Origin of the sequence: Pseudomonas sp. R1-18 (genome assembly GCF_051132095.1) — a bacterium.
GTDB lineage: Bacteria > Pseudomonadota > Gammaproteobacteria > Pseudomonadales > Pseudomonadaceae > Aquipseudomonas.
Genome location: NZ_CP071658.1, coordinates 1,122,404 through 1,145,801, shown reverse-complemented (window position 1 = coordinate 1,145,801; position 23,398 = coordinate 1,122,404). Strand labels below are relative to the sequence as shown.

The window sequence follows — 23,398 nt, the reverse complement described above, 5'->3', positions numbered from 1 at the left end:
GTCCGGGATCGGCTCACCACTGTCATCCGACCGTGCGCGCATTTCGATAACAAGAGGGGGAGACCCTGATGAATTACAACTGGGACTGGGGCGTGTTCTTCAAGTCCACCGGCGTCGGCAGCGAGACCTATCTGGACTGGTTCATCTCCGGTCTGGGCTGGACCATCGCCATTGCGGTCGTCGCCTGGATCATTGCCCTGATACTGGGCTCGATACTCGGTGTCATGCGTACCGTACCGAATCGTCTGGTAGCGGGCCTCGCCACGACCTACGTGGAAGTATTCCGTAATGTGCCACTGCTGGTGCAGCTGTTTATCTGGTACTTCCTGGTACCCGATCTGCTGCCGGAAAACCTGCAGGAGTGGTACAAGCAAGACCTCAACCCGACCACTTCGGCGTTTCTGAGCGTTGTGGTGTGCCTGGGCCTGTTCACCGCCGCCCGCGTTTGCGAACAGGTGCGCACTGGTATTCAGGCGCTGCCCAAGGGCCAGGAATCGGCCGCTCGCGCCATGGGCTTCAAGCTGCCGCAGATCTACTGGAACGTACTGCTGCCGCAGGCCTACCGGATCATCATTCCGCCGCTCACCTCCGAATTCCTCAACGTGTTCAAGAACTCGTCCGTGGCGTCGTTGATCGGCCTGATGGAGCTGCTGGCCCAGACCAAACAGACCGCCGAGTTTTCCGCGAACCTGTTCGAAGCCTTCACCCTGGCGACGCTGATCTACTTCACCCTGAACATGAGCCTGATGTTGCTGATGCGCGTGGTCGAGAAGAAAGTCGCAGTGCCGGGCCTGATTTCCGTGGGGGGTAAATAATGGACTTCACTGGAATCGTCCCCGCCATTCCCGGCTTGTGGAACGGCATGGTCATGACCCTCAAGCTGATGGCGATGGGTGTCGTCGGCGGCCTGGCGCTCGGCACCATCCTGGCACTGATGCGTCTGTCGTCGAACAAGCTGCTGTCCAATGTGGCCGGCGCTTATGTGAACTACTTTCGTTCGATCCCGCTGCTGCTGGTGATCACCTGGTTCTACCTCGCGGTACCGTTCGTACTGCGCTGGATTACCGGTGAAGACACGCCGGTAGGCGCGTTCACCTCGTGCGTCGTGGCGTTCATGATGTTCGAAGCTGCGTATTTCTGCGAAATCGTCCGTGCCGGTGTGCAGTCGATCTCCAAGGGCCAGATGGGCGCCGCCCAGGCACTGGGCATGACATACGGGCAGATGATGCGTCTGATCATCCTGCCCCAGGCGTTCCGCAAGATGACCCCGCTGTTGCTGCAACAGAGCATCATTCTGTTCCAGGACACCTCCCTGGTTTACACCGTGGGGCTGGTCGACTTCCTCAACGCCTCCCGCGCCAGTGGCGACATCATCGGTCGCGCCAACGAATTCCTGATCATCGCCGGTCTGGTCTACTTCACGATCAGCTTTGCCGCCTCGCTGCTGGTGAAGCGTCTGCAAAAAAGGTTTGCCGTATGATTTCCATCAAAAATGTTAACAAGTGGTATGGGGACTTCCAGGTACTGACCGATTGCAGCACCGAGGTCAGCAAGGGCGAAGTGGTGGTGGTCTGCGGGCCGTCCGGCTCGGGCAAATCGACGCTGATCAAATGCGTGAACGCGCTGGAGCCCTTCCAGAAGGGCGACATCGTGGTCGACGGTACATCGATCTCCGATTCCAAGACCAACCTGCCGAAGCTGCGTTCGCGCGTGGGCATGGTATTCCAGCATTTCGAACTGTTTCCGCACCTGACCATCGTTGAAAACCTGACCATCGCGCAAATCAAGGTGTTGGGTCGCAGCAAGAAAGAAGCCACCAAAAAAGGCCTTCAATTGCTGGAGCGCGTCGGCCTGTCGGCGCACGCCAACAAGCATCCCGGTCAGTTGTCCGGCGGCCAGCAGCAGCGCGTAGCGATTGCCCGTGCGCTGGCGATGGACCCGGTTGTCATGCTATTCGACGAACCGACTTCGGCTCTTGACCCTGAAATGGTCAACGAAGTGCTCGACGTCATGGTGCAGCTGGCTCACGAAGGCATGACCATGATGTGCGTGACCCACGAAATGGGCTTTGCCCGCAAAGTGGCAAACCGGGTCATCTTCATGGACCAGGGACACATCGTCGAAGACTGCGAAAAGGAAGAGTTCTTTGGCGACGTCACGGCTCGTTCCGAACGTGCCCAGCAGTTCCTGGCCAAGATCCTGCAGCACTAAAGCGGTATTCATCAGCTACCTGCAGGACGCGGGTAGCTGTCAGCTTCAGGACGATTGTGATGAAATGCGACCCCTCCCTTTATCGCGCCGCGCCGCCATCACTTGCCGTGAAACCCCGCCTGATACGTCAACTGTTCCTCCCGCCGCTGATCCTGCTGCTGATGATCGGCCTGGGTTATGCCGCCTACGTGGTCAGCGAACGTAACGGCATCAGGAGCCTCAGCGAGAACGGCGAACGCCAGCTGGAGCTGCACGCGCGTACCGTCGAAAGCGAAATCAACAAATACACTTACCTGCCCAGCGTTCTGGAACTTGAGTCCAGCGTTTCGCAGTTGCTGAATGACCCGACCCCGGACCTGCAGCAGCGGGTCAACGGTTATCTGGAAGGCCTCAACCGCCGCAGCCGCAGTCGCGCAATCTACGTACTGGACCGCACGGGCCGCGTGCTGGCCACCAGCAACTGGCGCGATGCCGACAGCTATCAGGGCGAAGACCTGTCGTTTCGCGCGTATTTTCAGGACGCCGTGCGCGGTATGCCCGGCCGCTTTTACGGCATCGGCACCACGACCGGCGAGTCTGGCTATTACCTGGCTCATGGCCTGGAAGACAAAGGCCGGATCATTGGCGTCGCAGTCATCAAGGTGCGCCTGGAAGCCCTCGAAGAACGCTGGCAGCGGGCACGCCTGGAAGCTTTTGTCAGCGACGAGAACGGCATCATCATTCTTTCCAGCGATCCGGCGCGACGCCTGAAGTCGGTACGTCCACTCACGCCCGACATCAAGGAGCGCCTGGCGCGCAGCCTGCAATATTACTGGTGGCCCTTGAACGAGCTGGTGCCGCTGGCACGCGAGACCTTGGCAGAGGGCGTCGAAAAGCTCACGTTCCCGGCCAACGTCAGCGTGGATCTGGAACATACCCAGGTCAGCTACCTCGCCCAGACGCGGCAGTTGAGCGACACGCCCTGGCACCTGACATTGCTTACTCCGCTGGAGGACTTGCGGCGCGAGGCGGCAAGCCAGGGCATGCTGGCTGCCGTTGCGTTCGCCTTGGTGGCGTTTCTGCTGATCGCCTGGAATGAACGACGCAAGGTGATCTCGACCCGGCTGGCAGCGCGCGAAGCATTGCAGGCCGCCAACGATGAGCTGGAGCGCAAGATCGCCGAGCGCACCGAGCACTTGCGCGCCAGCAACGAACGACTCAAGGCGCAGATTCGCGAACGCCGTCAGGCGGAAGACACGCTGCGCAAGGCTCAGGACGAATTGGTCCAGGCCGGCAAACTGGCCGCCATCGGCCAGATGTCGACCAGCATCGCTCATGAACTCAACCAGCCACTGGCGGCCTTGCGCACGTTGTCCGGCAACACCGTCCGGTTTATCGAACGCGGCGCGCTGGACGTGGCGAGCACCAACCTGCGCACCATCAACGATCTGGTGGATCGCATGGGCCGCATCACCGCAAGCCTGCGCGCCTTTGCCCGGCGCGGCGACGACCAGGGCCAGGCGCAGCTGAGCAAGGCGGTCGACGCAGCGCTGCAGTTGCTGGCGGTGCGCCTGGAGCAATCGGCGGTCACGGTTCGTCAGGATTTGCCGGAGGCGACGTTGAGCATTGATCAGACGCGGCTGGAGCAGATCCTGGTCAACCTGATCGGCAATGCGCTGGATGCCATGAAAGCCCAGCCGCAGCCCGAACTGAATCTGGAAGGCGCAGTTGTCGAGGGCCGCTATCGGCTGCTCGTCCGCGACAACGGCCACGGTATCGACAGCGAGGCACGCAAGCATCTGTTCGAACCATTCTTCACCACCAAACCGGGCGAGCAAGGCCTGGGGCTGGGGCTTACGCTGTCCGCCAGTCTCGCGGCGGCAGCAGGCGGCAGCTTGAGCGCCGAACCTGCGCACGGGGTTGGCAGCGTGTTTGTCCTGAGCCTGCCGTTCGTTCAGGGCTCCCCTTCCGCACCCCGTCAGGCCGAGCCGACATGAGGCATTCTCCATGAGCATCAACAGTGACCTGACCGTTCTGATCGTCGAAGACGACCCGCATGTCCTGCTCGGTTGCCAGCAGGCGCTGGCGCTAGAAGACATTGCCAGTGAAGGCGTGCCCAGCGCCGAAGACGCACTCAAGCGCGTGGGCGACAACTTCGCCGGGATCGTGATCAGCGACATCCGCCTGCCCGGCATCGACGGGCTGGAACTGCTCAGCCGTCTCAAGGCGCGAGACAAGACCCTGCCCGTGGTGCTGATCACCGGCCACGGCGACATCTCCATGGCGGTGAATGCGATGCGCGACGGCGCTTACGACTTCATGGAAAAACCTTTCTCGCCCGAACGTCTGGTCGACGTCACCCGCCGGGCTCTGGAGCAGCGCGGTCTGGCGCGCGAAGTCTGGGCGCTGCGCAAGCAGCTGGCCGAGCGCGACTCCCTGGAAGGCAAGATCATCGGCCGCTCGCCCGCGATGCAGAATCTGCGCGCGCTGATCGCCAACGTCGCGGACACTTCGGCCAACGTGCTGATCGAAGGCGAGACAGGAACCGGCAAGGAGCTCGTCGCCCGCTGCCTGCATGATTTCAGCCGGCGCGCGCGTCATCCGTTCGTGGCGCTCAACTGTGGCGGTCTGGCGGAAAGCCTGTTCGAATCGGAGATCTTCGGCCATGAAGCCAACGCCTTCACAGGCGCAGGCAAACGCCGGATCGGCAAGATCGAGCACGCGCACAACGGCACGCTATTCCTCGATGAAGTGGAAAGCATGCCGATCAACCTGCAGATCAAACTGCTGCGGGTTCTACAGGAACGGACGCTTGAGCGACTCGGGTCAAACCAAAGCGTCGAGGTGGATTGTCGGGTGATCGCGGCAACCAAATCCGACCTCAATCAGTTGAGCAAGGCCAGCCAGTTCCGTAGCGACCTGTATTACCGACTCAACGTGGTGACGCTGGAGCTGCCACCTCTGCGCGAGCGACGCGAAGACATTCTGCAATTGTTCGAGCACTTTCTGCAGCTGTCTTCACTGCGCTTCGACCGTGAGCCACCGGTGCTGGATCGCCAGACCCAGTCGGGTCTTATGAGCCACGACTGGCCAGGCAACGTGCGCGAACTGCGCAATGTCGCCGAGCGTTATGCGCTGGGGCTGCCGGCGTTCAAACAGTCGGCTGCCAGTCATGAAAGTCAGAGCCTGGGCTTCGCTGAAGCGGTCGAGGCATTCGAAAAGAACCTGCTGAGCGAAGCCCTGCAACGCAGCGGCGGCAACCTCAGTCAGGCCAGTCAGGAACTTGGCATGGCCAAGACCACTTTGTTCGACAAGGTCAAGAAATACGGACTGTAGAAAGCGGGCCTTCAGAAGGAATCATCTGTGATCCGGCACTGAAGGCCCTGTTGGGCGGCGCGGTCATGCACTCTCGCCAATGATCTGCCGAATTGCGCCGATGAACACATCCACCGGCTGGCCGCCCGATACAGCGTATTGGTCGTTGAACACGATCGTCGGCACCGAGGTGACACCGCGCGAAACCCATAGCTGTTCAGCGGCGCGCACTTCAACGGCGAAATCGCTGGAGTTCAGAATCTCCTCGGCGCGCATGCGGTCCAGGCCGACTCGCTGGGCGATGGCGGCCAGAGTGCGGTGATCGGAAGGGTCCTTGAGGTCGGTGAAATAGGCGGCGAACAGCGCCTCTTTCAGCGCCTGCTGACGACCTTCGAGCCCGCCCCAGTGAAGCAGCCGATGAGCATCGAAGGTGTTGTAGATGCGCCGCTCGCCACCGGCAAACGTGAACCCCAGCTCGGCGCCTCGGGCGCGGATGTTCTGCTGGTTGGCTGCGATCTGCTCCGGGCTGGAGCCGTACTTTTCAGCGATGTGCTCGACAATATCCTGCCCTTCGCCCGGCATGTCGGGATTGAGCTCGAACGGCTGAAAGTGGATCTGCGCACGCACTTCGTCGCCCAATGCTGCCAGCGCCTGGTCCAGCGCGCGCAGCCCGACCACGCACCACGGACAGGAAACGTCGGAAACAAAATCAATCTTCAACGGGGTGGTCATAGGGTCCTCACTCGGTGAACAAAGACTCCACGATACACCGCTCAGGCGACCTTACAACTGCGCAACGTGGCGGCCGTCCTCGTGCTGCGCCTTCAGATAAGGCAGAACCGCGCCAAGCAACGGCGCCTTGAAGGCTTCCTGAAACCGGTGCGCCAGGCCTGGAATCAGTCGCAGCTGACTGCCGCGAACATGCGCTGCCACATGCACGCCATGCATGACAGGCAACAAGGGGTCGGCGGTGCCGTGGACCACCAATACCGGCAAGCGCAGGCGATTGAGCAATTCGACCCGGCTGGGTTCGGCGAGGATCGCGAGGATCTGTCGCTTCACGCCTTCAGGGTTGAACGCTCGGTCGTAAGACTGCGCGGCCTGATGCAGCAATTGCTCGCGATCGTCCTTGACCTGGGGGCTGCCCAACGCAGCAAGCAGATCGGCTTGTTGTTCGAGGGCCACTTCCCGATTGGGCGCGCCACGCCGGGCCAGCAGTTGCATCAGTGCGGCGTTGGGCATCGGCAGGCCCTGCGCGCCGGAGCTGGTCATGATCAGTGTCAGGCTCTCGACCCGCTGGGGTGCGATGTCCGCCAGGTGCTGGGCGATCATCCCGCCCATGCTTGCGCCCAGCACATGGAACTGACGAATTTGCAGAGCATCCATCAGGCCCAGCGCGTCGTCAGCCATGTCGGTCAGCGAATAAGGCGCCGACACAGGCAGCCCGAGCTTGTAGCGCAGTGCTTCATAAGTGAGATTGGCGTCGGCCGGCGGCCGCACCCAGCTCGACAGACCGACATCGCGATTGTCGTAGCGCAGCACGCGATAGCCCTGCTGACACAGCGCAACGACCACTTCATCCGGCCAGTGAATCAGCTGGCCACCCAGCCCCATGACCAGCAGCAAGGCAGGATCCGACGGCTCGCCAATGCTCTGATAGGCAATCCGCACATCCTTGAGCTCGGCGATTTGTGTAGGTACATCGACATTACATCGAGAGGCCGCAAGAGACGGCAAGCCGCACAGAAGTGCGGCCAGAAAAATTAAAACCCGCATGGAAAAACACCAAAAAACAGATCCCCAGTAGGCAACGAGTCTGATGATGTTTTTCAAAGCGCGCTGCCACAGTTGCGTGACAGTTTGATGAACGGGGATCAGTGGTAGGCAAAATCAACGGCAGGCGAGTTGAGTCTCTGCCTGGGAATGACACTGCGAAGCCCAGCCTTCCAGATATATTTCAGGCGTCGTCGGGCGGTTCAAGGCCTGAGCGAGAAAGGCGATCTCGCCGCACTTGCGCCTGGCAAGCTCCAGCCGGTCTGTCGAGTCGGAACCAGGTTGCTCGGCTGTTGCCAGCAGCGGACCGGAGCCCGCAACCCAGAGGTCATCGCCAAAACGAAGCTGCGCCTGGCGCAACGCCGCAAGCGCCGCGTCCATGTCGCCATGCGCAACGTCGCCGCCATTGACCACGCCCAGCGACAGCACCTTATAAGTCGGCAACCGGTCAAGCACGCCAGCCAACTGTTCCGGCGCGGCCACGGCGTCGATGTGCAGCCCGGCTACCGGCAGGCAAGCCACCAGCCCCAGGTTGTCTTTCAGGCCACCAAAGTAAGTCGCCAGCAATTTTTTGAGCGGTGAATATTGCAGGCTGTGATAGGCGCGCTCGAACGCGGTTTTCCAGTCCTGCGGAAGATCCAGCGCCAGAATCGGCTCGTCCAGCTGAACCCATTCCACGCCCACCGCAGCCAGTCGACCAAGGATTTCGCCGTACACCGGCAACAGTCGCTCCAGCAGATCGAGTTTGTCGAAACCGTCGTCCCGGGCTTTGCCCAGCCACAGATAAGTCAGCGGCCCGATCAGCACCGGCTTGACCTTGTGACCCAGGCGGTGCGCTTCATCGACCTCTTCGAACAGTTGTTCCCAGCTCAGCCGGAAGCGTTGGTCCTCGGTAAACTCCGGGACCACGTACCGAGAACCTGTGTCGAACCACGGGGCCAGATCGCAATCGGCGCCCGCGGCGAACAGCGTGTCCAGCGTCGGCAGCCCACATGCGTCGGTCGTCGGTGTCAGGCCCTCGGGGATCACGCCAAAGGTCAGCGAGTGAGTCAGCACCTGGTCATGCCAGGCGAAGTCGCCGACCGGCAGCAACTCAATGCCGGCGTCTTTCTGCAATTGCCAACGGGCGGCGCGCAGCCCACGAGCGGCCTCACGCAGAGCGCCCTGGTCGAGCTCGCCATGGCAATAGGCATCCACCGCTTCTTTCAATTCACGATCTGCGCCGGTGTGCAGAAATCCAAGGTTGTGGGCCAGGGCCATTGGGCGTCCTCCATAAAAGATGCCGCCATTGTCGACAGTAACGAGAACGTGAGACAAACTCATTGTTTTCGTGTTGGTCACAAATTTATTTCATGGAGCCCACGGTGCTGGAAATACGCCACCTTAAAACCCTGCACGCGCTGCGTGAAGCGGACAGCCTTGTGGAAGCCGCGGAACGGCTGCATCTGACGCAGTCCGCCCTGTCGCATCAGTTCAAGGAACTCGAAGAACGGCTGGGCATGGCGTTGTTCGTACGCAAGACCAAACCTGTGCGTTTCACCAGCGCCGGCTTGCGCCTGCTGCAACTGGCAGACTCGATGCTGCCGCAACTGCGCGGCGCCGAACGTGACATTGCCCGCCTGGCTGGCGGCACCGCCGGGCGCCTGCACATGGCGATCGAATGCCACAGTTGTTTTCAATGGTTGATGCCGACCATCGACCAGTTTCGTGACGCCTGGCCGGAAGTCGAGCTGGACTTGTCCTCAGGCTTTTCTTTCGCTCCGCTGCCTGCGCTGGCGCGCGGTGACCTGGACCTGGTAGTGACGTCTGACCCGCTGGAGCTGCCCGGCCTTACTTATGTGCCGCTGTTCACCTATGAAGCGATGCTTGCCGTCGCCAACCAGCACTCGCTGGCCAGCAAACCTTATATCGTTCCGGAAGACCTGCTGACTGAAACCTTGATCACGTACCCGGTGGAGCGCGACCGACTGGATATCTTCACCCGGTTCCTGGAACCGGCCGACATCGAGCCTGCGCAGGTGCGTACGTCCGAACTGACGGTAATGATGATGCAGCTGGTGGCAAGCGGGCGCGGCGTATGCGGCATGCCGCATTGGGCGCTACATGAATACAGTTCACGGGGCTATGTGAAGGGCAAACGGCTGGGGGAGAAAGGCCTGTTTGCGACGCTCTATGCCGCGATTCGCGCTGACATGCTCGACGCGCCCTACATGCGCGACTTTCTGCTCACCGCAAAAGACACCTCGTTCTCAACGCTGGACGGCGTAAGCGCGGTGCGTTGAGAGCGCGCTTTGTCTGAACCAGCGGGAGCGGACCGCCGCCCGGTCCGCTCCCGCCTCAAAAACGCGTTGCCGCGTCAGATCGTTTCGGCCAGTCGCTGGCGATACAGAGGCAGAATCACGTCGCGGGTCAGCGGGGCGAGCGGCAGATCCGGATGAGTGTCGGCGCCGATCCAGATCACCTCCTCGATTTCCGCCGCGGGCACGACGGTCTCGCTGCTGTGAACCTGAAACAGCTGACAGATCACTTCGAATTCAGGCTCGTGAACCGCAGGCGCCGTGAACTCGCCAAGGAAGGCAAGCAGCGCCGGCTCGACATCCAGGCCCAGCTCTTCTTTCAGTTCCCGGACGAGCGCCTGCTCTGCCGGCTCACCGGGCTCGATCTTGCCGCCCGGTTGCATGAACGCTTCGGTGCCGCGCTTGCGAACCAGCAGGGTGCGGCTGTCAGGGCCGATCAGAAGTGCAGCGGCAATGTGGATCACATTCATGCAAAGATCTCCGTCTTCAACAGGCGCGACTCGTCCGCGCGCTCCAGCGCCAGGTTGATCAGGCGATCAATGAGGTCCGGATAGGACAACCCGCTGGCCTGCCACAGCTTGGGGTACATGCTGATGGAGGTAAAGCCTGGAATGGTGTTGATCTCATTGATGATGATGTCGCGCGCCTCGGTGACAAAGAAGTCGACCCGCGACAGACCCGCGCAACCGAGCACCTTGTAGGCCTTGAGCGCTACGTCACGCACCTGCTGGCTCAGATCGGAATCCAGCTCGGCGGGAATGGCGATACGCGCCTGACCGTCGTTCAGGTATTTGGTGTCGTAGGCATAGAACTCGTCATTGGCAACCACTTCGCCGCACACACTCACGCGCGGTTCGCGATTGCCCAGCACCGCGCATTCAACTTCGCGGCCGACGATGCCCTGCTCGACCAGCACTTTATGGTCGTACTCGAACGCGAGTGCGAGTGCCGCAATCAGACCGGCCTCATCACTGACCTTGCTCACGCCGACAGAAGAACCCTGGCTGGCAGGCTTCACGAACATCGGCAGCCCCAACTGCATGGCCAGGTCGCCAAAAGCGGCAGTCTGACCTCGAGTCAGAACAACGAAAGGTGCCACGGCGATTCCAGCGTCGCGCAGCAGACGTTTGGTCACGTCCTTGTCCATGCAGGCGGCCGAGGCAAGCACGTCCGGCCCGACAAAAGGAATAGCCAGCAAACGCAACAACCCTTGCAGCGAACCGTCTTCACCGTAAGCACCGTGAATCAGCGGGAACACCACATCGATGCGGCCCAGCCGGTTGCCTGACTCGATCTCGACGAACTGAGCCTCGGCGCTGCCCGGTAGCAAAGCGAGCGGTTTGCCGCTGGTGCTCAAGCTGATTTTTGCAGGGTCGCCCGCGTTGAGCAGGTAATCGCTTTCTTCGAACCGCAGCCAGCGGCCCAGCTTGTCGATGCCGATAAGCGTCAGCTCGTAACTTTCGCGGTCGATGGCATTGATGACGTTGCGCGCCGACTGCAACGAAACCTCATGTTCGCTGGATTGCCCACCGAACACGATGGCGACTGATTTTTTCAAAGCGGGTACTCCTGTTTTTCAGGCCGCGAAGATAAAAGCAATTGCCGAGGTTAGTCCAGTGCGCGAGTGGTCGCAGGGCCGTGATGACAATAAAAAACCCCAGCCAAAGGAATTCGACCGGGGCGTTTGCTGCACTCACTGCGCGGTGGAGCTGTCTTTCTTGCTACCCGAGCCAAACGTCGCAAAGCGTTTGTTGAAGCCTGCGATCCGGCCTTCCGACGTAGTCTTGCGTTGCTGCCCGGTGTACATCGGGTGCGAAGCGCTGGACACGTCCAGAGCAACGTAGGGGTAGGTCTGACCATCGGTATGCTGTTGAGTCCGATCGGTGTCGACAGTGGAGCCGATCAGGAAATACACATCGGCAGCGGTGTCGTGAAAAAGGACGGTACGGTAAGCCGGATGGATACCAGGTTTCATGATGCCTCCAGATGACTGCGTGAATAAGTGTTACACCATAACATAACTTTCAATGCGCTGGCATCGACACCAGCGATGGTCGCCATGCCTGAGCCTGATCCGGGATACCCGGGCCAGAGACATTCTGTAATAGCCGCGCTTTGCTTTTATCGTTCAGAAACGCCACCCTGCCGCCCCGCCGCAAGACACCGGCTAGCGGCCCGGAACCTTGTTTGGCTTCGAGCAATCTCTTTCACTTACGCCCTTCAAGAGCTCACCGTTATGACAAACGGACGCGATCACCGTATCGACTTCTTCAGAGGCCTGGCGCTGATCTTCATTTTCTGGGATCACGTACCGGACAACCCTTTGGCACAACTGACCGTGCGCAATTTCGGCTTCAGTGACGCGGCAGAGATCTTCGTGTTTCTGGCCGGTTACGCGGCGATTCTCGCTTATGGCCGCATCGCCCGACGCGACGGCCTGCTGGTGGCCAACGTACGCATCCTGCGCCGAACCTGGGTGCTGTACGTAGTCCACATCTTCCTGCTGACCTTGCTGATGGGCATCGTTTTCGTAGCCAACAACCACGTCGAGACGCGGGACATGATCCAGCAGATGGGGCTTGAATACTTCGTTGGCAACCCGCAGCAGGCGCTCGCCGATGAACTGCTGCTGCGCTTCAAACCCAACCTTACCGATCCGCTGCCGCTCTACATTGTCCTGCTGCTGGCCTTGCCGCTGATCCTGCCGCTGATGCTGCGCCGGCTGGAGGTGGCAGTCGCTTTGTCGGTCGCGCTTTATATGATGGTGCCGCTGTGTGGCTGGAATCTGCGTGCCTACGAAGGGGGCGGCGTCTGGTACTTCAACCCGGTTGCATGGCAATTGCTTTTCGTACTGGGTGGCGCCTGTGCATTGCGCGCCGAGACAGCCGTCGCGACTCCCTCCCCACCGTTGCGCCAGCAGCCGCTGTTCATGGCTGCGGCTTTGTACCTGCTGGTCGCCGGACTGCTCACCTTCGGCGAAAAATGGCCGGGCGCGCACGCGGCGCTGGTGTCCATGCTGCATCTGGAATTGCTTTATCCGATCAGCAAGACCGACCTCGCTCCGGCGCGCCTGCTGCACTTTCTGGCGCTGGTTTACGTGGCCTTCCGGCTGCTGCCGTCACATCATGGTTGGCTTGATAACTGGCCAGCCCGACAAACCTGCCGCATGGGACGTTACTCACTGGAGATCTTCTGCCTAGGCGTGCTGCTCGCGCCGTTGGCAGACATGGCCAACGCACTGGCCGGCGACACCTGGCCGATGCAAGTCACCACCGCCCTCGCAGGGCTGGGCCTGATGGTATTGATGGCCAACGGACTTGAGCTGAACAAGACACTGGGTAAACCGATTCAGGCCGTGGCAACGTGAGAACAGCGTCGCATTAAAACTCCTTCTCGGAAGTTTCCCACAGGGTTATCAGGCCAAGTTTTACAGGACGTGGCCGTTAGCGAAGGGGAAGAGATTTATTCTGAGAAGGAGTGCTTATGAACGTTAGTAGTGTTATACCGGGGTCAACCACACCGCCAGCGATTCAGCCGGCAAAGCCTGCCAATCCCAAGCTGGTCACTGCCGAAGTCGCAGCGCCTCTCAGCGACAAGGAGGCACGGGCGCAGGCGTTTTATATGCGTGAGGAAGAGCCTTGGAAAAAGGGGGTGGTCCAGTATACCGAGGGTAACGAGGACAAGACCCGACCTATGACGAAGTCGGAGTATCTGGACCATTTGAAGACAATGTCTATATTAGATATAGAAATTCAGCAAGGTAACTTTGACAAGTTCAGAAACACCCTCATTGATAGAAGACCTGATCTGGCCGATAAAAATATAAGCTACACCCTGGATGACAACGCCCAAATCAAGATCCTCGACCCTGACAGGGTTTTCAGCGAGGAGCAACTGGACTGGCTAACCGATTCGCTAAATAAACTCCCGGGATTCCGGGATACCGTGCAATCCCATGCCCGGAAGATCATGACGCTTGTCGACCATGACATCGAATCCTTTGGCAACCGCTACGTTTTGAACCTGATGAACTTTGCGAATACGATTGAATACGGGACGGTCATGTCATGCAGAAATCAACATGAACTGAACGACAGCTGGATGAGCCAAATGCATGAGAAGGGCCAGTTGCGGGAAAAGCCGCTGATCAATGTGCACGCATAAAGTGGCCCGAACGGCGTCCTGACCGAAACCTTGTCAGGACGCCGCATACCGTCAGTTCCTGGACCAATTCACCAACGTGCGTTTACAGATATGCCCGAAGTCATAAACATGCGGTTTGTCGGCCAAATGTTCCAATAACTGGTTAGCAGCGAAATACTTACCAACTTTGTAGCGCGTGGCCCACGTGTTTCTCCCGTTGTGGCGATGGACAAAATATTCGGCAGCTTTTCCTCCTTCACATGTACCAAATTGCAGCAGTTCCTGAGCTTTTCCTGACGCATCTGAAACCAGCGTTTTAGTGATACTTCGTTCAGGGTCTTGAAGGCGGAGCTCAAAGTACGCAACGCCCCCTTCCAACGGATAAGCCTTGCTGTCTGTGAATTCGACCTCAAGCAGCGACTGCTTGAACGCCTGTGTCGCCAGCATGGGAGGCTCGGTCCGACCATATGGTACCCTTAAGAGGCCATCCTCATGATGTAAATCGTAGTTCATGCGGGGAGCTGATCCGAACACGATATGATAGTCGGTATTGCTAAGATCGTTGTCAGCCACTCGGGAGACACGAATGTCCAGCTTTGCCCCTGGTTGCAAGGAGGTGAATACTTCGGCGCCCTGATTTGCTTTCAATCGCCACTCCCCTCCATCCTGCCGATACTCAACTTTCCAAACGCTATTGAGCCCCTGAGCAAGGGGGGTCGCAACCAACACGTTTTGCCCTCTGATCGAGGTAAAACTATACAGGTGAACCGCTGACATGCCCTCTAGGCGGCGAATAATATGATTAAGTCGATCAGGCAGAATGGTTGCGGTTTCCCCGGTGGAATAAGATTCTTGTATTGCCGGAACCGAAGCAGTTTGAAGCCCTGCTACGCTCTGGGTTTCGGCATATGAATAACCTGCAACAGCCACAAGCAGCCCACACATCAACATCCGAGTCTTTTTCTTGGTATCCATATCGCAACGTCCCTATTGATGTTATTTTTTGGCAACAGCCTGATGGCTGTTAAACGGACGTAAACGAATTGTTCAACAGGTGTCAACCCCACCCAACACCAAAGCAGCCGCCGCGAATGAACTTTCGGAAATATCCTACAAAAAAAGTACTCATCCAAAAATCTAAAAACTCCTACAAGTTTATCAGGACAAGATCTAAGTCTACCTGCCGCTAAACCTCATGTCATAACACCGATGAGGATGGACCAATGAACATTGAAATTTCGCAACCAGGCCAATGGCAGTATGGAATCTTGAAGAATCTTTCGCCCGCTAAGCCCCAAGCCGACGGGCTGCCTCCGGAACAGCCTCCGGTTGCAATGCAACGCGACCCAAACGCCGAGTTTTACAGCCGGGTGGAATCACCATGGCTGCCAAAGACTTCGACCGGGGTAATACGTCCCTTTGGCACAACTGACCGTGCGCAATAAAGGCCGGGAAAGAGCGCCCAACCAGTCCCGACTTGAGAACCCCTTCTCACTGAAACGCCTTCTCAGAAGTTTCCCACACAGTTATCAGGCCAAGGTTTAGGGGCATCGGCCGTTACGGGTAGGGAGTGGACCAATCAGAGAGGGCGTTTCATGCAAATTTCGAATGTTTCATGCCTGCCAAACAGCATCCCGGGGATCCCTGATCCGCGCTTGCCGCTACGCGAGTCGGACTCGGCATCGGGATCGGCCCTGGAGCCGCAGCAGCAGGTACGATCCTCCCTATCCCCGATCGAAAGTTTTTACACCTACCAGAAGGAACCATGGCTAGCGGATCCGGGCTACGAAGATGTGGCGAGTCTGGAAGAATACATCGATCGAAAGAAGTCAATGGATCACATCGAACTGGCACTGGTGCAAATCACCTACCATCGTTTTCAAAACCACCTGGAAAGCACCTACCCGGACCTTGCGAAAAAAGGGTTTGGCTTTACCCTCGGCCCCGATGCAAACCTGAAGATAATCAATTATTCGAATACATTGACAGAAGCGGAACGCTCTACCGTGACCGAGTTGCTGAACGGGTTCGAGGATCTGAAGGAAAGAATTCAGGCACATGCAAAGAATGTAATGATTCTTGCCCAACATGATCATGAGACGTTCGGTCCTACCCGCGATATAGGGCTGCATAATTTTCACGAGATCGTCGATTACCACAAAGTGTTGACTAACGGCGTTGACGGCATGCAAGGGGAATGGGTACAGCAGGTGAGCAGCTACGCGAGCCGTACAGACTCTACATATATTGCTACCGAGGTGTAACGAGGCTGCCAGACAGCATACGCTTGCCTGGCAGCCTTGGTTTTAGCCGCGCGGAGCCACGGTTTTCTGCACCCTCTGCGTGCAGATATGGCCGAGATAAAATCGATGTGGATTAGGGGGGGGCGGTCTCCAGCAGAATATTCCTCACATGGTATCCGCCCACTCTATACCAGCTTTTCCACGTATTGAAACCTCTGTTCTTATCTGTGAACTCTTTAGCTTCGTAACCACCGTAACATGCTCCCAAATGGATACGCTCTGAAGCAGTACCGTCAGCGCCGCTTATTAGCACTCGAGTCTCTGACTTTTCGTTTTTGCCAAAGCTAAGCTCAAACACCGCTATCCCACCTTTCAGTGGAGCACCTTTAGTGTCCGAGAACTCCACATTCAAGACAGCCTCCTTATAGATCTGTGTGGCAAGCCAATCGGGCACCGTATAGCCGGATGGAATTCGCAGCACCCCAGGCTCATCCAGCAGATCGTATTTCTTCATTACAGGATAGGAGCCAAAACTGACAGTATATGGAATTTCGTTAGCTAGCGTATTAGGCCTTGGGGAAACTCGAATAATTACGTTATCCCCCACCTGTAGATCCTTGAGCACTTTATTCCGAAAATTAAGCGGCGCCCACTCCCCACTCACAGTGTATTCCACCTTCCAGGCCTCAGCTTCTGGCTCGCCATTGGGCAAGCCAATAAGAACATCCTGCCCTCTCTGCACTACGAAGCCGTAATAATGAACCGGATACTTCACGTTAACGACATTCTTTATGAGATGGACCCCATCCTCAATGACCGTAAACAGCGGCTGCGCGGCCTCTTCTACATCAGCTGGCTTAGCAAGCAAATCGCTTTGCTGTTGAACTACATCCTCAGGCTGATGCACTGCTTGGCCTTGTTAACTAAACTCTTCCAACAGAACCGTGGATTCCGGTCTTTGAGAATAATTCGGCGCTGACTCTTGCCGATTCTCATTTACAAGATTGCTTTTTTCTTCTCCAGCAGTGGTCTGACTGACATCTTGAGCCCACCCCAGCCCTGTCATACTTAGGGCCAAAACCACCGACTGTGCGGACAACCATTTTTTAGATTTTTTCATATCAATCCCTTTCGTTTTAAGGCTGCTCCCTTGCAGCCTTTGAGAGGAACTAATAGAAGTTTAAAAATCTCGTCAACAGGCAGATCATATTTACAGAAACATCCTACACATCAAAGCCAAAGCAGAAAATTCCTACACACTTTTCAGGCAATGTTTTTCCCATGTCAGCCGTTAGCGTTTACGGTATTCACTGAAAGAGGAACACCCAATGAAAATTGGCACAACGCAGATTCCCGCCTGGCAACTCTCGCTCGCGAAAAAGCCCGAAATCGTCGAGTCTGAAGAAGCGCCTATCAAGCCGGTGGAAAAAACGGACACGCCAAAACAACGCGACCCCAATGCCGAGTTCTACAGCCGCGTAGAAACCCCTTGGCTTGCCAAGACGGCCACTGGAGAAATCCATTCGTTCTATAGAAGGTTATCGGAAGAGCAAATCAGGGAAATTCGAGACGAATATCTCAACAAACTCCAAGAGAAGGCTGCTGAAGGCCTACGCAAAATGTTCGACTCCTACTACGGCCTCAAAAGCCAGCTTTCCTACACGGACCCCGAATTGGCAAAGAAGTACTTCGGTTTTACCCTGGGCTTCGATCAGCAGGTCAAGATCACCGATCCAGACGGTGTACTGACGCCAGTAGAGGTAGCTTTTCTGACCGAGCAGTTGAACAACCGCGCGGGGTTTCGCGACACCCTGGTAGATCATGCGCGTCTGCTGATGCAGCAGGTGGATCATGACCGAGGGCGGTTTCCGGACCGCTACAAGATCAATCTGGAAAACTTCAGCAAGATCATCGACTACGGCCAGTTGTTCGCTCGTAACACCATTGGGGGCTTCATAGAGACACTCAACTATCAGCTGGAGCGCAATGCCGAGAAGATCGAAGAGAAGAAGCCGGATTCGATCGTCGACGTGCATGCCTGATTCATGGTTGCGGGCCTGTGCAAAGGCCCGCAGCCAGTCCGCACAATTTTCTCTGCAATCGCAACGACCGTCTAAGCTTGTGTCAGGTGCGTTTAACAGGGTGACCGGGCCAATCGACTATGGGCGTATTACGGCATTCCGATATCGAGCAAGATGCGATCTCCGCTGAACATCCGGACGACCCGCACGCGCCGCGAGGCTCCCGTCGCCGGCGTCATGGGTGGCGGGTGTTCTGGGTTGTGGTGGCAGTTGGTGGCGTTGCGCTGGGCGTCGCGGTAGCGGTTGAAAGTCGCAGTTCCTGGCTGCAAGCGAGGGAACTCAGCAGGTTTGCCGCGAGCCTGACTTATTCGGTGCAACCGGGGCCGAGCGATGCGGTGGTCTATCCTGGTGACGGTCCGTTCGACAAGCGCCTGGGCTATTCCTCGCTGGATGAGTTTCTGCCGCGCCTGCTGAAGCGCGACTACCTGATCAGTCGCCAGGCCCACTTTTCTCCTGAGCTGATGCGCTATAGCCAGCGCGGTTTCTTCGTGCCTTATCAGGAAAAAACCCAGGCAGGTTTATCGCTCACCGATTGCCGGGGCGCGCCATTGTATGAGTTCCGCTACCCGCAACAGTTTTACCCTGACTTCGCGGCAGTTCCGCCCGTGGTGGTGCACAGCCTGTTGTTCATTGAAAACCGCGACCTGCTGAACCCTGATCAGCCACTGGCCAACCCGGCAGTGGACTGGCCGCGCTTTGCCAAGGCAGCGCTGTCGCAGGTGGCGAAGTTGCTCGCCCTGCCCGGTCAGTCGGCAGGTGGCAGCACCCTGGCGACCCAACTGGAAAAGTATCGGCACTCTCCCGACGGCATGACGCAGTCGGGCTCCGAGAAGCTGCGGCAGATGATCTCCGCCAGCGTGCGGGCTTATCAGCCGGGGACGGAAACCCTGGAGGTGCGTCAGCAGGTTGTGCGCGATTATCTCAATAGCGTGCCGCTGTCCGCCGTGCCGGGCCATGGCGAGGTGCATGGGCTGGCCGAAGGGCTTCGAGTCTGGTTTGGCGCCGATTTCGCCCGGACCAACGAGATCCTGGCGTCTGAGCCCACCACCCCCAGGGAACTGGCCGCCAAGGGGCTGGCCCTGCGGGAAGTGCTGTCGCTGGTGATCGCCCAACGGCGTCCGTCGCATTACCTGTCCAAGGGCCGACTGGAGCTGGCAGACCTCACCGACAGTCATATTCGGCTGTTGGCTCAGGCCAGTATCATCGACCAACCGCTGGCCGACGCCGCGCTCGGTGCCCCCCTGACCTACCGCGACTGGGTGCAACAGCCGACTCTGCAACCGATCGAAACCACCAAGGGCATCAGCGTGGCGCGCAGCCGCCTGTCCGCTCTGCTGAACCGTCCACTCTACGATCTCGACCGGCTCGACCTGTCGGCCACCAGCACCTTGCATGGCGAGTTGCAAAACAGCGTCAGTCAGTATTTACGCGACCTGGCAAAGCCGGAGTTCGCCGAGCAGATCGGCCTTCTGGGTGAGCGGCTGTTGACGCCGGCCAGTACTGCTCAGGTGCGCTACAGCTTCACGCTGTTCGAGCGTGGCGCGGATGGTTCCCGTGTGCGCGTGCAGACGGACAGCACCGACCAGCCATTCGACATCAACGAAGGCAGCAAACTCGAACTGGGCTCGACCGCCAAGCTGCGCGTGCTGACAACCTATCTGGAAATCATCGCCGAGCTGCACGAGCGTTATGCAGCGCTGAGCAACGCTCAGCTGAGGAAAACTCCGGTCGAGGATCCGGACCGTCTGACTCGCTGGGCCGTGGATTATCTGCTGCAAAACAAAGATCGCGATTTGACGAAGATGCTGTCGGCTGCCCTGGATCGAAAGTACTCAGCCAGCCCCGGCGAAAGCTTTTTCACCGGCGGCGGCCTGCACCGGTTCAATAATTTCCGTCGCGAAGACAACGAACGCATCCCGACCCTGCGTGAATCCCTGCGCGAGTCAATCAACCTGCCGTTCATCCGGCTGATGCGCGATTTGGTGCGCTACAGCACTTATCAGGCTCCCAGCAATAGCGCAGCGTTGCTCAAGGACGACAGCAACCCGCGCCGTCAGGAATACCTTAGCGAGTTCGCCGACCGTGAAGGCCGCGTGTTCCTTCTGCGCTTCTGGAAACGCTACAAGAACAAAACGACGGAGGAGCGGCTTGAAACCTTTCTCGATGGCATCAATCCCACTGCGACGCGGCTGGCGGCAGTTCATCGCTACCTGATGCCGGACGCGCAGCAGGCGCAGTTCAATGCGTTCGTCCGCACGCACATGGCCGAGAACAAAGCGCTGCCGAAGCTGACAGACAAGCGCCTGGCCGAGCTTTACCAAAGCTACGGTCCTGGCGCCTATGACCTTCCTGATCAGGGTTATGTCGCACGCGTGCATCCACTGGATCTATGGCTGGTCGGCTTTCTGCTGCAGCACCCCGACGCGCAGTTCAAGGATGCCGTCACCGCCAGCCGCCATGAGCGCCAGGAAGTTTACAGCTGGCTGTTCAAAAGCCGCCACAAGGGCGCTCGCGACAGCCGCATTCGTACCATGATGGAAGTGGAAGCCTTCCTGGACATCGAGCAGCGCTGGCAACGGGTCGGCTACCCGTTCGACCACCTGGTGCCGTCGCTGGCGACTGCCATCGGCAGCTCGGGGGATCGCCCGGCGGCGCTGGCTGAACTGATCGGCATCATTCAGAACGACGGCGTCCGGTTGCCGGCCGTCCGTATCGACACGCTGCATTTCGCCGCCGGCACACCTTACGAAACCGTGCTGACAACCAACCCGGACCTGGGCAAGCGGGTGTTGCCCTCGGAAGTTGCCGCGGCGCTGCGTGAAGCCTTGTCGCAAGTGGTTGAAGGCGGCACAGCCAAGCGCGTCCAGGGCGTATTCAAGTTGCAGGACGGCAACGTGCTGACCATGGGCGGCAAAACCGGTACAGGTGACAACCGCATCGAAAGCGTTGGCGCGGGCGGTCGGATCATCAGCTCAAGGGCGATCAACCGGACGGCAACCTTCGTGTTCTACATCGGCGACCATCACTTCGGCACGCTGACCGCCTTCGTTCCAGGCCGAGCCGCCGAAGGGTTTCGGTTCACATCGGCGTTACCGGTGCAGGTGCTCAAAGGCATGGCCCCGATCATCACGCCATACCTGGAAAACGGCGGACGCGCTATGTGCAGCCCAGATGGGCTGCGGACCGTCACCGGTATCTGAATGCATGGTCGGGCGCTGACTGCGCCGATGAGAACCGTTCGTCTTTAACTCTTGCAAGCTGGTTAAGATATATCTTAAGGTATATCTAACTTGTAATGAGACATGAAGACCATGCGTGATGACCCTCACCACACCCCGCCTCCGCTTCGCGAATATGGAGACGGTTTCGAAAAACGTACCGGCCGGGAACGCGGCGGCCGGGGCCCGCGCGTTTTCGCACCGGGCGATCTCAAGCTGCTGTTGCTGGCGCTGATCGCTGAACAGCCGTGCCACGGCTACGACCTGATCCGCCAGATCGAAGGCATGTTCGATGGTGCTTACAGCCCCAGCCCAGGCGTGATCTACCCCACGCTGACGTTCCTCGAAGAAAGCGAACTGATAACCGGCGATGCCCAGGGCGGCAAGAAGCTCTACACCGTCACCACCGCGGGCGCCGCCTCCTTGTCGGAGCAGGCCGTGGCGCTGGACGGCGTGCGGACACGCATCGACGTCAGTAAACGTTCGCTGCGCGGACACGACCGTCCCGCCGAGATCCACGAGGCAATCCATAACCTGCGGCATGCCCTGCATCTGCATCACGGCCGCTGGAGCCCGGAAGAAATCCTCCGGGTTCGCGACCTGCTCAACAACACCGCCAAGGCCATTGTCGATGGTCCGCAAAATCAGCCGGGGAAGTCCGCATGAGTTCAAAGCAATCCATTCATCGCGTCATGCACGAGATCAAACGCCGCAAGCTCGAAGTGCTGCGCGTGACCGAGGTCACCCCGCTGATGCGCCGCATTACCTTGCACGGGCCGGAACTGGAAGGCTTCATCAGCCTGGGCACGGACGATCACGTCAAACTGTTCTTTCCGAGCACGCCCGAGGAGCAGGCTGCCCTGGAGAACTGGGTGCCGATGAGCGAAAGCGACGGGCCGCGCCCGGCCATGCGCGATTACACGCCCCGGCGCTATGACGCCCGGACCGGCGAGCTGGATATCGACTTTGTCCTGCATGGCGAAGGCCCGGCCGCGACCTGGGCTGCCCAGGCTCGGCCGGGGCAATTCCTGCATATCGCCGGGCCGCGCGGCTCGATGGTGGTGCCGGATATTTTTGACAGCTACCTGCTGATTGGCGACGAAACGGCCCTGCCTGCCATCGCTCGTCGTCTTGAGTCACTGCCAGCCAATCGCGCGGCATTGGCGGTGATCGAGGTTGCCACGCCCCAGGAACAACAGGTTTTCCAGAGCGCCGCTCAGGTCGACGTGATCTGGATCGTGCGCGGGGAGCAGGATCTGCAGAGCGTGGTTCGGCGCCTGGAAATGCCCGAAGGCAAGCTGTACGCCTGGGTCGCCACCGAGTCCGGGCTGTCGCGCAAGCTGCGGCGAATCCTGCTCGACGAATTCGGTCTGGACGATGCGTTCGTCAAGGCAGCCGGATATTGGCGCAAGGAAGGCCCGGCCGACGAGTAACGCGGGGGCCGGACGCGGTCAGAGTCATCTCCGACGACGGGCCGCGAGTTTGTCGAGGCCCAGTACCGCCAGCGCAATCGTCACAAACCCTGCGAGCACACCGCCTGCATTGATGAAGGCCTTGGTGTAGCCGATGGTGCCGATGTCGATGAACGGATACATATAGTCGCCGAGCATATCGCCGCGCAGCAGCACATAGCCAAAGTAAATGATCGGGTACAGCATCCACAGTGCGACATGTTTCAGCCGCAGTGTGCCTTTGGGTACGTAAAGCCACCAGTAGAGCACGAACAATACGGGCACCACGTCGTGCAACAGCTCGTCGGCCACCCACTGCAGCCCCTGTGGATGCCATAGATGGCGCAGCAGAAGGTTGTAGGCGATGCCCACTACCGCGATGCTGGTGGCAATTGCGCCGCATACGACCGGATGGCGGAAGAATCGATGCCCGGCGGACTGCCGGGCACTGAGCGCACAAGTCAGTGCGACTGCCGCGAGCGTGTTGCTCAACACGGTGAAAAAGCTGAAAAACCGCACCAGCCCGCCCAACAGGCTGGCATCGTCTGCCCAGCGTGCGACCAGAATCAGGTATAGCTGAATCACCAGGCCGGCCCATGCCAGACAAGCAACCACTCGGGTATAACTGCGCCATCCGTGCGCTCGCTGCGAACCTTCGCTCAACATCTGTCTTTTATCCTTGAAAGC

General features: G+C 58.8%; 22 protein-coding genes and 1 pseudogene. 13 read left to right on the top strand and 10 right to left on the bottom strand.

All coding sequences use genetic code 11. From position 1 onward, the window contains the following. The first annotated feature begins 68 nt into the window (after positions 1-68). From J3P77_RS05255 to J3P77_RS05235, 5 genes are all read left to right on the top strand, one after another. Positions 69-815 (top strand): amino acid ABC transporter permease, encoded by a 747-nt coding sequence (locus J3P77_RS05255; RefSeq protein ID WP_434680100.1) that lies wholly within the window; start codon positions 69-71, stop codon positions 813-815. Continuing rightward, the gene (locus J3P77_RS05250; protein ID WP_434681896.1) at positions 812-1,480 is read left to right on the top strand and encodes an amino acid ABC transporter permease; all 669 of its coding nucleotides are present in this window, start codon (positions 812-814) and stop codon (positions 1,478-1,480) included. The genes J3P77_RS05255 and J3P77_RS05250 overlap by 4 nt, the downstream gene beginning before the upstream one ends. Next, positions 1,477-2,211: an amino acid ABC transporter ATP-binding protein gene (locus J3P77_RS05245; protein WP_434680099.1), complete on the top strand. Its 735-nt coding sequence runs from the start codon at positions 1,477-1,479 to the stop codon at positions 2,209-2,211. The genes J3P77_RS05250 and J3P77_RS05245 overlap by 4 nt, the downstream gene beginning before the upstream one ends. A gap of 59 nt (positions 2,212-2,270) precedes the next feature. Further along, positions 2,271-4,187 (top strand): sensor histidine kinase, encoded by a 1,917-nt coding sequence (locus tag J3P77_RS05240; protein ID WP_434680097.1) that lies wholly within the window; start codon positions 2,271-2,273, stop codon positions 4,185-4,187. A gap of 64 nt (positions 4,188-4,251) precedes the next feature. Next, on the top strand, positions 4,252-5,526 hold the full coding sequence (locus tag J3P77_RS05235) for a sigma-54-dependent transcriptional regulator (RefSeq protein ID WP_434681895.1): 1,275 nt from the start codon (positions 4,252-4,254) through the stop codon (positions 5,524-5,526). 63 nt (positions 5,527-5,589) lie between these two features. Here J3P77_RS05235 and J3P77_RS05230 read toward each other — a convergent pair whose 3' ends face one another. The 3 genes and pseudogenes from J3P77_RS05230 to J3P77_RS05220 form a co-directional block, all read right to left on the bottom strand. After that, positions 5,590-6,237 carry a DsbA family oxidoreductase gene (locus J3P77_RS05230; protein ID WP_434680095.1) on the bottom strand — a complete coding sequence of 216 codons (648 nt, stop codon included), beginning with the start codon at positions 6,235-6,237 and terminating at the stop codon, positions 5,590-5,592. A gap of 51 nt (positions 6,238-6,288) precedes the next feature. Then, positions 6,289-7,281, bottom strand: a complete 993-nt coding sequence (locus J3P77_RS05225; protein ID WP_434680094.1) for an alpha/beta fold hydrolase — start codon at positions 7,279-7,281, stop codon at positions 6,289-6,291. 117 nt (positions 7,282-7,398) lie between these two features. Continuing rightward, positions 7,399-8,538, bottom strand: a pseudogene (locus J3P77_RS05220) (5-methyltetrahydropteroyltriglutamate--homocysteine S-methyltransferase); the annotation flags it as partial. A 104-nt stretch (positions 8,539-8,642) separates the two neighbouring features. Between J3P77_RS05220 and metR the strand changes: the two are divergent. Continuing rightward, entirely contained in the window at positions 8,643-9,560 is a 918-nt protein-coding gene (gene metR, locus J3P77_RS05215; RefSeq protein ID WP_434680092.1) for a transcriptional regulator MetR, read from the top strand. A gap of 74 nt (positions 9,561-9,634) precedes the next feature. Here metR and J3P77_RS05210 read toward each other — a convergent pair whose 3' ends face one another. From J3P77_RS05210 to J3P77_RS05200, 3 genes are all read right to left on the bottom strand, one after another. Next, complete coding sequence (locus tag J3P77_RS05210) at positions 9,635-10,045, bottom strand: NUDIX hydrolase (RefSeq protein WP_434680091.1); 411 nt, start codon at positions 10,043-10,045, stop codon at positions 9,635-9,637. Further along, a complete protein-coding gene (gene ddlA / locus J3P77_RS05205) occupies positions 10,042-11,133 on the bottom strand; it encodes a D-alanine--D-alanine ligase (RefSeq protein WP_434680089.1) in 1,092 nt (363 codons plus the stop codon). The genes J3P77_RS05210 and ddlA overlap by 4 nt, the downstream gene beginning before the upstream one ends. A gap of 135 nt (positions 11,134-11,268) precedes the next feature. After that, entirely contained in the window at positions 11,269-11,550 is a 282-nt protein-coding gene (locus J3P77_RS05200; protein WP_434680087.1) for a type B 50S ribosomal protein L31, read from the bottom strand. A gap of 261 nt (positions 11,551-11,811) precedes the next feature. On the opposite strand from J3P77_RS05200, the gene J3P77_RS05195 reads away from it, so the two are divergent. Together J3P77_RS05195 and J3P77_RS05190 are read left to right on the top strand one after the other, a co-directional pair. Continuing rightward, the gene (locus tag J3P77_RS05195) at positions 11,812-12,942 is read left to right on the top strand and encodes an OpgC domain-containing protein (protein ID WP_434680084.1); all 1,131 of its coding nucleotides are present in this window, start codon (positions 11,812-11,814) and stop codon (positions 12,940-12,942) included. A 116-nt stretch (positions 12,943-13,058) separates the two neighbouring features. Next, positions 13,059-13,739, top strand: a complete 681-nt coding sequence (locus J3P77_RS05190) for a hypothetical protein (RefSeq protein WP_434680083.1) — start codon at positions 13,059-13,061, stop codon at positions 13,737-13,739. 51 nt (positions 13,740-13,790) lie between these two features. On the opposite strand, the gene J3P77_RS05185 is transcribed toward J3P77_RS05190, so the two are convergent. Beyond that, positions 13,791-14,693 (bottom strand): hypothetical protein, encoded by a 903-nt coding sequence (locus J3P77_RS05185; RefSeq protein ID WP_434680081.1) that lies wholly within the window; start codon positions 14,691-14,693, stop codon positions 13,791-13,793. A gap of 620 nt (positions 14,694-15,313) precedes the next feature. Here J3P77_RS05185 and J3P77_RS05180 point away from each other — a divergent pair. Then, positions 15,314-15,982 (top strand): hypothetical protein, encoded by a 669-nt coding sequence (locus J3P77_RS05180; protein ID WP_434680078.1) that lies wholly within the window; start codon positions 15,314-15,316, stop codon positions 15,980-15,982. Between the two features lie 112 nt (positions 15,983-16,094). On the opposite strand, the gene J3P77_RS05175 is transcribed toward J3P77_RS05180, so the two are convergent. Together J3P77_RS05175 and J3P77_RS05170 are read right to left on the bottom strand one after the other, a co-directional pair. After that, the gene (locus J3P77_RS05175; RefSeq protein ID WP_434680076.1) at positions 16,095-16,868 is read right to left on the bottom strand and encodes a hypothetical protein; all 774 of its coding nucleotides are present in this window, start codon (positions 16,866-16,868) and stop codon (positions 16,095-16,097) included. A 12-nt stretch (positions 16,869-16,880) separates the two neighbouring features. Beyond that, on the bottom strand, positions 16,881-17,081 hold the full coding sequence (locus tag J3P77_RS05170) for a hypothetical protein (RefSeq protein ID WP_434680075.1): 201 nt from the start codon (positions 17,079-17,081) through the stop codon (positions 16,881-16,883). Between the two features lie 208 nt (positions 17,082-17,289). Here J3P77_RS05170 and J3P77_RS05165 point away from each other — a divergent pair, with 208 nt between their 5' ends. The 4 genes from J3P77_RS05165 (at position 17,290) to J3P77_RS05150 (ending at position 22,693) form a co-directional block, all read left to right on the top strand. Continuing rightward, the gene (locus J3P77_RS05165; protein WP_434680073.1) at positions 17,290-18,003 is read left to right on the top strand and encodes a hypothetical protein; all 714 of its coding nucleotides are present in this window, start codon (positions 17,290-17,292) and stop codon (positions 18,001-18,003) included. 119 nt (positions 18,004-18,122) lie between these two features. Beyond that, a complete protein-coding gene (locus J3P77_RS05160; RefSeq protein WP_434680072.1) occupies positions 18,123-21,242 on the top strand; it encodes a transglycosylase domain-containing protein in 3,120 nt (1,039 codons plus the stop codon). A 102-nt stretch (positions 21,243-21,344) separates the two neighbouring features. Next, positions 21,345-21,926 carry a PadR family transcriptional regulator gene (locus J3P77_RS05155; RefSeq protein WP_434680071.1) on the top strand — a complete coding sequence of 194 codons (582 nt, stop codon included), beginning with the start codon at positions 21,345-21,347 and terminating at the stop codon, positions 21,924-21,926. Beyond that, on the top strand, positions 21,923-22,693 hold the full coding sequence (locus J3P77_RS05150) for a siderophore-interacting protein (protein ID WP_434680070.1): 771 nt from the start codon (positions 21,923-21,925) through the stop codon (positions 22,691-22,693). Before J3P77_RS05155 ends, J3P77_RS05150 begins: the two co-directional genes overlap by 4 nt. A 24-nt stretch (positions 22,694-22,717) precedes the next feature. Here the strand turns inward: J3P77_RS05150 and J3P77_RS05145 are convergent, their stop codons facing one another. After that, positions 22,718-23,377, bottom strand: a complete 660-nt coding sequence (locus tag J3P77_RS05145) for a Pr6Pr family membrane protein (protein WP_434680069.1) — start codon at positions 23,375-23,377, stop codon at positions 22,718-22,720. Positions 23,378-23,398 lie beyond the last annotated feature (21 nt).